This window comes from Streptomyces sp. 63XJN7_1_ISO-PGPR-S23-121 (assembly GCF_056173025.1).
Map to the genome: position 1 here is coordinate 3,065,017 of NZ_CM149653.1, position 12,240 is coordinate 3,077,256.

Here is a 12,240-nt window from a genome sequence, read left to right on the forward strand (position 1 = left end):
GGGGGGAGGGGCCCCGGGTCGGGGCCGCTCGGGTCAGCTCGCCCTGCCGAGGAGGGCGGCGGGGTCGTCGTAGCGGTTCTTGACGTGGTGGAGCGCGTGCAGCAGACCGGACGAGGTCAGCCGCCGGGACGGCGGTGCCGCGGTGGACCGGCCGAGCGGGAGCGATCCGGTGCGGGACCACTCCAGCCGGCCGCGGTCGGAGATGAAGCTGCGGGCGCGCCCCGCGTTGTCGGGGTGCAGGCAGAAGGGAACGTCGAGGTAGCCGTGCGCGAAGGCGCGGACCAGGGCCTGGCCGAGGTCGTCGTGCAGGTGGAGGACGGCCTCGACGAGGGCGCGGGCCTCCGCCTCGACGCCGGTGGACGGCGGCGGAGGGGCCGGCCGCGCGGTCCGGGCGGCGGCGGCCGCGGTCTCCAGCGCGGTGACGTTCTCCTCGACGGAGGGGATGCGGGCCGACTCCGCCGGCGTCTTGACGATGAGCCGGGCGGCCCCGGTGCGCACGGCGAGCCGGGCGGCGTCCGCGACCAGCCGCAGCGCACCCGCCCGGGTCTCCGGGTAGACGCCCATGTACGCGTAGACGACCACGTGCCAGGACGTGTCCGGGAGGTGGTCGGCGGCCAGGGCGCGCAGCGCGTGGACGGCCTCCTCGTCCTGCTCCGGGTCGATCTGCTGGGCGTAGCTGAGGGAGACGCTGCGCAGGCCGTGCCGGCGGAAGAACATCGCCTCCAGCACGGAGAGGGCGACGAGCAGGGACGGCGGGCAGAGCTGGCCCAGCATGCACCCGCCGAAGGTCTCCAGATGCGGTTCTGCGCCGCTCTCGCGCAGGGCCGCGAGGCTGCGGCACGCCTCGGCCCACGCACGGACCGAGGTGGCCAGCGGGGTACGGCCGTAGGGCAGGCAGTAGGAGACGGGCCCGCCCTCGGTGGCGTCGAGCCCGGCGGCGACGAGGGCGTCGACGATCGGCCCCGGCCGCGCCGAGCCGTGCCGCACCTGCACGGGGAAGCCGGGGCCGTGGACGCCGCGGAGCAGACCGGCGGTGGTCTCCCGGTCCATGCTGACCAGCGGATAACCGTTGAGAGGGTGGCCCTGGGCGGCGGCGCGCGCCGCGGCGGCGTAGTCACCGACGCGGGTGAAACTGTCCAGGGTGAGGGTGCCGACGGTGGTGGCGTCGGCGGCGCGGGTGGCGATCAGGCCCGCGCGCATCCGGGCGGGGTCGGCGAAGCCCATGCGGGGCTGCACGACGAGGCCGCCGGTGCGTGCGGCGTCCGCCATGAAACGGTGGAAGGCGCCGGCGGCCGGGCCGGGCTCAGCGGACGGCATCGGCGTGCGACCTTCCGTGCCGGTGCCCGGGCAGGCCGTCCAGCAGGGCGAGCAGCCCGGGGACGGCGTTCGCGCCGGTCAGGACGGCGTCGAAGCCGGCGTCGGTGAGCGCCGCGTGGACGTCCTGGGCGGGATCGCCGGAGGTGTCCAGCTTGCCTCCGACGACGAGCGGCACCTCGGCCAGCGCCGGCACGGCGCGCACCGCCCGGGCCAGACCCGGGGCCTCTTCGGCGCCGTGTCCGTTGACCGTGCTGACGACGATGAGGTCGGGCGTGCGGGCCGTGGCCTCCTCGACCAGGACGCCGACCGGGACGCACGCGCCGAGATTGGTGACCTCCCAGCCCTGCTCCTCGAGCAGCAGTTGCAGGAAGAGCAGGTTCCAGGTGTGTGAGTCCGAGGCGATGGTGGTCAGCACCGCCTGGCGCGGGCTGTGCGGGGGCTGGTGATGCGGGTACACGACCGGCTTTTCCTCTCGACACCATGATGGGGCCGCGACCGCTGCGATCGGGCCGGGTGCCCGTGAAGGCGCCCCCAGTCGGGCGTCCGGGCTGTTGTCCACGAGTGACGCCGTCCATGGTGGCCAGCGGTGATCGCGGGCGGCACTGGGCAGTTGTGCCCACCCCGCGGGGCGTCACTTGTGCCCACTGGGGGCGCCCGCCCGCGCCGCCTAGCGTGCATGTCGCGGACGTCCTGCCGGGGCCGTGGTCCTGCCGGCGGCGCGGCTCCCGGCCCGGCCGGGTCGCCCCCGCCCCACCCCGCACCGCCCGTCCTGCGACGTGCCGCCCGTGAACCGCTTGTACCGCTGACGATGTCCTGACGATGGGGAGTGAACGGTGGCTGATCACCAGCTGGGGGAGTGGAGGCACGAGTCGGCGGGCCCGGAACCGCTGGAACTGCCGTCGGACCGGCGGCCGTCGGACGACGGCCCCGGCCCCGCCGGCCGGGTCCTGTTCGACGTGCCCGCCCGGACCACGGACGCGCTGGCCGCGTCGGCGCGCGCCGGCGGCGTGGAGCTCCCCGCGGTCGTGCTGACGGTGTTCCACACGCTGCTCGGGCGGTACGCCGGCCGGGGCGACGTCCCGGTGGCGGTGCCGGTGGACGGCCAGGACACCGCGATCGTGGTGCGGGGCCCCGACGGCGACCCGGTGTTCACCGAGGCCGTTACCCAGGTCGCGCGACGCATGGCGGACGCCGCAGGCCGCACGGCGGCGCCCCTCGCGCCGCCGGCGGACGCGGTGGCGTGGTTCGCGTGGCGCACGGCCGCCCGGGAGGCCGCCGTGTTCCCGCCGGAGGCCCACATCACCCTGGAGGTCGTCGCGGACGGCGGCGGCCTGCGCGGCGTCCTCGGCTACCGCACCGACCTGTTCGAGCGGGCCACGGCGGAGCGGATGGCCGGGCACCTGGCGACACTCGCGCGCTCCGCCGCCGGCACGCCCGGCCAGCCGCTCAGCGCGCTGGAGATGCTGACGGAGCCCGAGCGGCACCGGATCCTGACCGAGTGGAACGGGCCGAGGTCCGCGTTCCCGGACACCGCCACCGTGCACCGGCTGGTGGAGGAGCGGGCCGCCCGCCGGCCCGACGCGGTGGCTCTGGAGTACGGCGAAAGCCGGCTGACCTACCGGGAGCTGGACGAGCGGGCCGAAGGGCTGGCGCGGTACCTGGGGGAGCGGGGCGTCGGCCCCGGCGCGCTGGTCGCCGTGTGCCTGGACCACGGCCCGGACCTGGTGTGCGCGCTGCTCGGCGTGCTCAAGTCGGGTGCCGCATACGTGCCGCTGGACCCGGCCTACCCGGCCGAGCGACTGCGGTACCTGGTCGAGGACAGCGCCGCCCCGGTGGTCGTGACGCAGTCCGCGCACGAGGGCCTGTTCGCGCCCGGCACCGTCCTGCTGCTCGCCGACCGGGAGTGGCCGTCGGGCCCCGGCGCCGCCCCGCCCGTCCCCGCCGGCCCGGACGACGTGGCGTACGTCATCTACACCTCCGGTTCCACGGGCCGCCCCAAAGGTGTGCGGGTCGGGCACCGGGGCGTCGTCAACTACCTGCACTGGTGCGACCGGAACTACCCGCCGGCGCCCGGCGCGCGCATCGGTTCGCTGCTGTGCTCCTCGGCGGCGTTCGACCTGACGGTGACCGCGCTGTTCCTGCCGCTGGTGCAGGGGCTGTGCCTGGTGGTGCCGCAACCGGAGCCGGGCCGCACCGTGTTCGACGCCGCCGTGGACATCGTCGCGTCCGGCGTCCCGGTCAGCTTCCTGAAGGCGACGCCCTCGCACCTGGAGCTGCTGACCGCCCGCCTGGAACAGGACGGCGTCCGGCACGGCATCGCCACGGTGGTCGCCGGCGGCGAGGACCTGACACCGGCGCTGGCGCACCGGGTGCTGACCGCGGGCAGCGGGGACACGGCGATCGTCAACGAGTACGGGCCGACCGAGGCGACCGTCGGCAACGTGGTCAGCCGGACCGTGTCGGTCGAACCGACGGCGGACCACGTGCCGATGGGCCGGGCCATCGACAACACCGAGGTCTACGTGGTCGGGGCGCACGGTCAGGTCCAGCCGGTCGGCGTGCCCGGCGAGCTGCTGATCGGCGGCGTCAACGTGGCCCTCGGCTACCTGGGGCGACCCGAACTGACGGAACGGCGGTTCGTGCCGCACCCCTTCTCGGCCGACCCCGGGGCCCGCGTGTACCGCACCGGCGACCTGGTGAAGTGGCTGCCGGACGGGCGCCTGGTCTACCTGGGCCGGATGGACGACCAGGTCAAGCTGCGCGGGCACCGGGTGGAACTCGGGGAGATCGAGAACGCCCTGCTGTCCCGGCCCGGCGTCGCCGCCGCCACGGTGGTGGTCCGCGAGGACGTCCCCGGCGACAAGCGGCTGGTGGCCTACCTGGTGCCGGCCGGCGGCGCGGCCGCGGACGTGGCGGAACTGCGCGCGGCGCTGGCGCGAGAGCTGCCCGCGCACATGGTGCCCGTCCGGTACGTCGTACTGGAACGGCTGCCGCTCACCCCGAACGGCAAGGTGGACCGGCGGGCCCTGCCCGCACCCGAGAGCAACCGCCCGGACGTCTCCGCCGCGTTCACCGCGCCGCGCACGCCCACGGAGCGGGCGGTCGCCGGCATCTGGGCCGAGGTGCTGGGCGTCGACGCCGTCGGCGCCGACGACGACTTCCTCGAACTGGGCGGGCACTCCCTGCTGGCCGCCCAGGTCACCTCCCGGCTGCGCCGGGACCTCGGGGTGGACGTGCCGCACCGGACGCTGTTCGACGCGCCGACGCCGGCACTGCTGGCCGCGGCCGTGGACACGCTCGTGCCGGGCACCACTTCCGCCGCGATCCCGCGGGCGGACCGCTCGGGCCCCCTGCCGCTGTCCTTCGCACAGCAACGCCTCTGGTTCCTCGACCAGTTGGCACCGGACCGGGCCGAGTACACGATCCCGGTGGGACTGCGGGTGGAGGGGGACTTCGCGCCGGACGCGTTCGGCACCGCGCTGACCGCGCTGACTGCGCGGCACGAGATCCTGCGGACCCGGTTCGTCGCGGACACCACGGGACGCCCGTTCCAGGTCGTCGACGCCGTGCGGGAGGTGCCCGTGGACGTCCACGACGCCCGGCACCTCGGAGCCGGCGCCGCGCGGGAGATCCTGCACGAGGCGGCGGAACGGCCGTTCGACCTGGCCGCGGGGCCACTGCTGCGCGCGGTGGCGGTACGGGTGGCCGACGCGGAGTGGCGGCTCCTCCTCGCCGTGCACCACATCGTCTCCGACGGCTGGTCGGAGGGCATCCTGGCCCGGGAACTGGGCGAGCTGTACGGCGCGGCAGTGGCCGGCCGGCCGGCCGGTCTCACCCCCCTCGGCCTCCAGTACGCGGACTTCGCGAGCTGGCAGCGCGAGACGCTGGACGGCCCGGCGCTGGACGAGCAGTCCGCCTACTGGCGCGAGCGCCTCGACGGAGTGCGCCCACTGGAGCTGCCGAGCGACCACCGGCGGCCGGCCGAGCGGTCGGGCCGGGGCGGCACGGTCTCCTTCTCGGTGCCCGCCGACGTGGCCGGCGCGGCCCGGCGGCTGGCGGCGGGTCAGGGGACGACCCTGTTCATGTCCCTGCTGGCGGTGTTCCAGCTGCTCATGGCCAAGTACAGCGGCCAGGACGACATCGCGGTCGGCACCCCGGTCGCCGGCCGCAACCGCGCCGAGACCGAGGACCTGATCGGCTTCTTCGTCAACACCCTCGTCATGCGCACCGACCTGTCCGGCGACCCGGCCTTCACCGAGCTGCTGGCCCGCGTCAAGGACACCGCCCTGGGCGCCTACGACCACCAGGAGCTGCCCTTCGAGCGCCTCGTGGAGGAGCTGGCCCCCGACCGCGACCTGTCCCGCAACCCCCTGTTCCAGACGATGTTCGTGCTCCAGAACACCCCGGACGGCCACGCGTGGCGACTGCCCGGCACGGTGGTGGAGCCGGTCGCGGTCCGTGCGGAGGAGGCCAAGTTCGACCTGACCCTGTTCCTCACCGAACGGCCCGACGGCTCGCTCGACGGCGATCTCGTGTTCGCCCTCGACCTGTTCGCACCGGACACGGCCGAGCGGCTGGCCGGACACTTCACCACGTTGCTGCGCGCCGCCGTCACCGGCCCGCAGCGCCCGCTCTCGGAACTGGAGGTCCTGGCCGGCGCCGAGCGGCGCCGTGTGCTGGCCGACTGGAGCGGAGCACGGGCCGCCGCGGACACCGCGGCCGACACCGGCGCCGGGACGACGGTGCACCGGCTCGTCGAGGAGTGCGCCGCCCGGCGACCGGACAGCACGGCGGTGCTCTCGGCCGACGGCGAGCTGACCTACCGGGAGCTGAACGCGCGGGCCAACCGGCTCGCCCGGCACCTGCGCTCACGCGGCGCCGGCCCCGGAAGCGCGGTCGCCGTGTGCCTGGAACGCGGCCCCGAGCAGATCACCGCACTGCTCGCGGTCCTCAAGTCCGGCGCCGCCTACGTGCCGCTGGACCCCGAGCACCCGGCCGGCCGGCTCGCCTTCATGGTCGCGGACGCGCGGGCCGCGCTCGTCGTCACCGACGCCGCCGGGGCCGCACGGCTGCCCGAGGAGCCCGGCCGGTTCCTCACCGACCGCGACTGGCCGTCCCTCGCGGACCTGCCGGCGCACGACCCGGACCCCGCCGCGGGCCCCGGCGACCTGGCGTACGTCATCTACACCAGCGGCTCCACCGGCCGGCCCAAGGGCGTCGAGATCGAGCACCGCAGCCTGGCCGGCCTGGTCCGCTGGACGGCCGGCACCTTCGGCGCGGACCCCGGACGGCGTGTCGCGCTGCTCGCGGGGGTCGGGTTCGACGCGGCGGCCTGGGAACTGTGGCCCGCGCTGGCGACCGGCGCCACCGTGTGCGTACCCGACGACACGGTGCGGCTGACGCCGGCGCTGCTCCAGCGCTGGCTGACCGAGCGGCGGATCACGGGCACCTTCGTGTCGACGCCGGTGCTGGAGGCGCTGGCGGCCCTCGACTGGTCGGAGCCGACCTCCCTGGAGTACGTGCTGACCGGGGGCGACGCCCTGCGCCTCCCGGCCGGGTGGCGCCTGCCCTTCCGCGTCGTCAACAACTACGGGCCGACCGAGTCGACGGTGGTCACGACCTCCGCCGAGGTCGTCCCCGGCACGGCCGTGCCACCGATCGGCCGACCGGTGCCCGGCACCATCGTGTACGTCGTCGACCGGCACGGACGGCCGGCGCCGACCGGAGTGCCCGGCGAACTCCTCGTGGGCGGGACCGGACTCGCGCGCGGATACCGGGGGCAGCCCGGCCGGACGGCGGAGCGGTTCGTGACCGTCCACGTCGACGGCGCCCCGCGCCGCGTCTACCGCACCGGTGACCGGGTGCGCTGGCTGGCCGACGGACAACTGGAGTTCCTGGGCCGGCTGGACGACCAGGTGAAGCTGCGCGGGCACCGCATCGAGCCCGGGGAGATCGAGGCGGTCCTGCTGGCCGGCCCCGACGTCACCGCGGCCACCGTCGTCGTCCGCGAGGACACCCCCGGCGACAGGCGGCTGGTCGCCTACGTCGTCCCGGCGCGGGACGCCGCGGTCCGCGGCGAGACCCTGCGGGACCGGCTGCGCCGTGAACTGCCCGCCTCCATGGTGCCGTCCGTGTTCGTGGCCCTGGAGCGGCTGCCGCTCACCCCGAACGGCAAGGTGGACCGGCGGGCGCTGCCCGCGCCGGAGCCCCGCGCGTCCGAGGCCGGCGGCCCCGCCCCGCGCACCCCGGCCGAGCGTGCCGTCGCGGCGGCCTGGTCACAGGTGCTGGGCACGGAGGTCACCGGCGTGGACGACAACTTCTTCGAGCTCGGTGGCCACTCCCTGCTCGCCACCCAGGTGACCTCACGGCTGCGGGACGCGCTCGGCGTCGAGGTGCCGGTGCGGGACCTGTTCGCGGCGCCCACCGTCGCCGGGCTGGCCGCGGCCGTGGAGGCCCTGGGGACGGGCGGCACGGCCGGCGCGGAGCGGATCGTGCCGCGCGACCGCACCGGCGGGCCGCTGCCGCTGAGCTTCGCCCAGCGGCGACTGTGGTTCCTCGACCAACTGGAGCCCGGACGCGCCGAGTACGCCGTGCCCTTCGCTCTGCGTGTCAGCGGCGCGCTGGACACCGAGGCGCTCGACGCGGCCCTGACCCGGATGCTGGCACGGCACGAGGTGCTGCGCACGCGGTTCGTCGCCGACGAGGACGGAGAACCGGCCCAGGTCGTCGATCCGCCGGCACCGGTGCGCACGGCCGTCCACGACCTGCGGCACCTCACCGACGCCGCGGAACGGCAGCAGGCGGCACGGAGCTTCGCCCGCGCGGAAGCCGCCCGCCCGTTCGACCTGGCGACGGGACCGCTGCTGCGCGCGCACCTGGTGCGGCTGGCCGACGAGGAGGCGCACCTGCTGCTCACGGTGCATCACATCGCCTGCGACGGCTGGTCGGAGCCGCTCATGGCCCGCGAACTGCGGGAGGGCTACCGGGCGGCGACGACCGGCACCCCCGCCGACGACACGGAACTGCCGGTGCAGTACGCGGACTTCTCCGTGTGGCAGCGCGGGCGGCTCTCCGGTGAGGTGCTGGACGAACAACTGGCGTACTGGCGGGAGCGGCTCTCCGGTGTGGAACCGCTGGAACTGCCGGCCGACCACCGCCGCCCGGCCGGCCGGACCGGCGGCGGCGACACCGTGACGTTCGAGGTGAGCGCGGCGGTGGCCGCCGGACTGCGGAAGGCGGCCCGGAGCGGCTCCGCGAGCCTCTACATGGTGCTGCTCGGGGCCTTCCAGGTGCTGCTGGCCAAGTACGGCCGCCAGGACGACGTGACCGTCGGCAGTCCCGTCGCCGGCCGCAACCGCGCCGAGACCGAGGACCTGATCGGCTTCTTCGTCAACACGCTGGTCATGCGCACCGACCTGTCCGGCGACCCCGCCTTCACCGAACTCCTCGACCGGGTCAAGGACACCGCCCTGGGCGCCTACGACCACCAGGACCTGCCCTTCGAACGCCTCGTGGAGGAGCTGGCCCCCGACCGCGACCCGTCCCGCAACCCCCTGTTCGACACCCTGTTCGTACTCCAGAACACGCCCGACGGCGGCGGCTGGAGCCTGCCGGGGCTGGCCGTGGAGCCGTTCTCGGTGACGCTGCCGGACGCCAAGTTCGACCTCACCCTGATGATGTCGGAGGACGCGGACGGCGGTCTGCGCGGCGCCCTGGAGTACCGGACGGACCTCTTCGAGCGGGACACGGCCGCCCGGCTGGCCGGCCACCTGGGCACCGTCCTGGAGACGGTGGCCCGCGAGCCGGAAGTACGGCTGTCCCAGCTCTGCCTGCTCACCGAGGAGGAGCTGCGCCAAACCGTGGTCGAGTGGAACGGCGCCGCGTCCGCGTTCCCGGACACCGCCACCCTGCACGGCCTGTTCGAGGAGCGGGCGGCCCGGCAGCCGGACACGGTGGCCGTCGAGAGCCCCGAGGGCGCGCTGACCTACGGCGAGCTGAACGCGCGCGCCAACCGGATCGCCCACCACCTGCGCGCCCGGTACCGAGTGCGGCCGGACATGCCGGTCGCGGTGTGCCTGGAACGCGGCATCGACCTGGTGACGGCCCAGCTCGGCATCCTCAAGGCGGGGGCGGCGTACGTGCCGCTGGACCCGGACTACCCGTCGGAGCGGCTGTCGTACATGGTGCGGGACTCCGCGACCCCGGTCGTCCTCACCGATTCCGCGCACGCCGGCCGGCTGCCCGCGGACGTACCGCTGCTGCGGCTCGACGACGACGCCGCGACGCTGGCCGGTGAGCCGGACACCGATCCGCGGCCGGCAGCCGCCTCGCACCACCTGGCGTACCTGATCTACACCAGCGGTTCCACCGGCCATCCCAAGGGCGTCCAGGTCGAGCACCGCAGTGTGATCAACCTGGTGCACTGGACGGTGGGGCGGTACGGCCTGGAGCCCGGGCAGCGGATCGCGCTGATGGCCGGGATCGGCTTCGACCCGGCGGCGTGGGAGCTCTGGCTGGGCCTGACCCGCGGCGCGACGTGCTGCGTCACCACCGAGACGGTCCGGCTCACCCCGCACCTGCTGCGGGACTGGCTGTGCGAGCAGCGCGTGCACACCACGTTCCTGTCCACACCGATGCTGGAGGCGCTGGTCGCGGTGGAGTGGCCGGCGGAGAGCCCCCTCGACTACGTGCTGACCGGAGGCGACCGGCTGCGGATGCCGCCCCGGGCCCGGCTGCCGTTCCGCGTGATCAACAACTACGGGCCCACCGAGACCACGATCATCGTCACCTCGACGGTGGTCGAACCGGGCGACGTGGTCCCGCCGATCGGCCGGCCCATCGGCAACGTGCTGGCGTTCGTGGTGGACCAGCACGGCCGGCCGCTGCCGGTCGGGGTGCCGGGCGAACTCCTCGTCGGCGGCGAGGCGGTGGCCCGCGGCTATCTGGGCAGGCCGGACCTGACCGAGGAGAAGTTTGTCGCGTACGAGGCGGCGGGAGTGCGCACCCGGGTCTACCGCACCGGTGACCTGGTGCGGTGGCGGGCGGACGGCGAGCTGGAGTTCCTGCGGCGGATCGACAACCAGGTGAAGATCCGCGGCAACCGCATCGAGCTGGGCGAGATCGAGGCCACCCTGCTGACCCACCCGGGCATCGGCGAGGTCAGTGTGGCCGTCCGCGAGGACACGCCCGGCGACAAACGGCTCGTGGCGTATCTCGTGCCCACCGGCGCGGACGCGCCGAGCACCGCGGAACTCCACGCCCACCTGGGGCGGTTCCTGCCCGACTACATGATTCCGGCGGCCTTCGTGACGCTGGACCGCATCCCGCTGACCGCCAACGGCAAGGTGGACCGGGCGGCCCTGCCGGTACCGGACCACCAGCGGCCGGACCTGGGGACGCGGTACACGGCGCCGCGCAACGCCGTCGAGCGGACCGTCACCGACGTGTGGCAGGAACTGCTGGGCATCGAGCGCGTCGGCGTGGACGACAACTTCTTCCAGCTGGGCGGGCATTCGCTGCTCGCCACGCAGGTGGCGTCCCGGTTGCGCAAGGCGCTGCGGGTCGACGTTCCGGTGCGGGCCGTGTTCGACTGCCCGACCCCGGCGGGACTCGCCCAGTGCATAGCCGACCTGATGATGGCGGCGATCACGGCGCAGTTCGCGCCCGCCGGGTGACGTGACCCGGTACCACGCCCAGCGGGGGCCGGACCTCGGTGACGAGGCCCGGCCCCCGCAGGGCGCTCCGGGTATGTCGAGTGCGGGACCTCACGCCACGTCCTCGGCGCGGATGCCACCACTGGCGAGCGCGAGGACGCCGAGCTGGAACCGGCTCTGGGCACCGAACCGGTCGGTCAGCTTCTCCGAGAGCCGGCGCACCGTGCGAAGGGAGACGTCCATCCGGCGGGCCGCCGCCGCGTCCGTGAGCCCCTGCGCCCACAGCCGGAGCACGTGCTGCTCCTGGAGGGAGAGGTTGCCGCGGGTGCGAGGGCGCGCCTCCGCGAGCGGCAGGGCCTCCTTCCACAGCCGGGCGAACAGGGTCGTGAGGGCTTCCGTGACCGACTCGACGCCGCACGCCATCGCGCCGGCCACGCCCCGGCCGCCGATGACCGGCACCACGACGTGCCTCCGGTCGGAGAGAAACATCCACACCGGCAGCGACGGCAGGGTGCGGACGGTGCCGCCGCACTCCTCGGTCCGGCGCAGGCGCTCCGTCGTCGCGGGGTCGTTGCGGACGCTCTCCAGCACGATGGCGCGTACCGGAGTGCGGCGCCGGCGCAGTATCTCGTCCACCGGGCGGCCCGCGTCGAGGACCGCCGCGTCCAGCCGCTCGGCCGGCCCGACGGTCAGCCACTCGTTCGCGCAACTCTCGGCGAGCGAGGTGACGCGCCGCCACACGGCGTCCGCACCGGCCAGCCACTCGACGTCCGGCACGCTCTCCCGGCCGCGCCGCCCGCGTTCCGACAGCAGCCGCGTCACCTCCAGCCGGCTGCCCTCCACCTGGAGGCGGTGACGGGCGAGTTCGTCCTGCTGGCGGGCGAGCATCGCCGCCAGCCCGACCTCCGGGTCGACCGGACGCCAGCCGCTCGCGGAGTCCCCCGGAACGACGAGCAGCAGGGCGGACAGCCGCTCCAGCCCGCTCCGGACCGTTTCCTCGGTCTCCTCCAGATGCTCGGCCAGCTCGGACACCTGCGCGCCGGGTCGGTCGACCATCGCGATGTACACGCTCCGCGCAACGGAGTCGATACCCAGAGAGGTCCGCATGTCGTCCACTCCTGTATGTCTTGTCGTACGGCACCTGTTGGCTGTGGGGAACGGGTCGAGACCGGACCGGCGGGACCTGCCCCGGGACGGGAGCGGACCGCCGGCCGGACACCAGTAGAGCGGGAGCCGTCGCGGCGGCGGATGCGGGGCGATCACCCAAGTT

The 12,240-nt window shown here is 75.0% G+C and carries 4 protein-coding genes; 1 reads left to right on the top strand and 3 read right to left on the bottom strand.

Annotation, left to right across the window (positions count from 1 at the left end; all coding sequences use genetic code 11):
- Positions 1–33 precede the first annotated feature (33 nt).
- Positions 34–1,317: a methylaspartate mutase gene (locus tag AC0VYN_RS13270; RefSeq protein ID WP_475536149.1), complete on the bottom strand. Its 1,284-nt coding sequence runs from the start codon at positions 1,315–1,317 to the stop codon at positions 34–36.
- Entirely contained in the window at positions 1,304–1,774 is a 471-nt protein-coding gene (locus AC0VYN_RS13275; protein WP_475536150.1) for a cobalamin B12-binding domain-containing protein, read from the bottom strand. Before AC0VYN_RS13275 ends, AC0VYN_RS13270 begins: the two co-directional genes overlap by 14 nt.
- Positions 1,775–2,150: 376 nt before the next feature.
- Between AC0VYN_RS13275 and AC0VYN_RS13280 the strand changes: the two genes are divergently transcribed.
- Complete coding sequence (locus tag AC0VYN_RS13280; RefSeq protein ID WP_475536151.1) at positions 2,151–10,991, top strand: non-ribosomal peptide synthetase; 8,841 nt, start codon at positions 2,151–2,153, stop codon at positions 10,989–10,991.
- A gap of 90 nt (positions 10,992–11,081) precedes the next feature.
- On the opposite strand, the gene AC0VYN_RS13285 is transcribed toward AC0VYN_RS13280, so the two are convergent.
- Positions 11,082–12,077 carry a LuxR C-terminal-related transcriptional regulator gene (locus AC0VYN_RS13285; protein WP_386927232.1) on the bottom strand — a complete coding sequence of 332 codons (996 nt, stop codon included), beginning with the start codon at positions 12,075–12,077 and terminating at the stop codon, positions 11,082–11,084.
- Positions 12,078–12,240 lie beyond the last annotated feature (163 nt).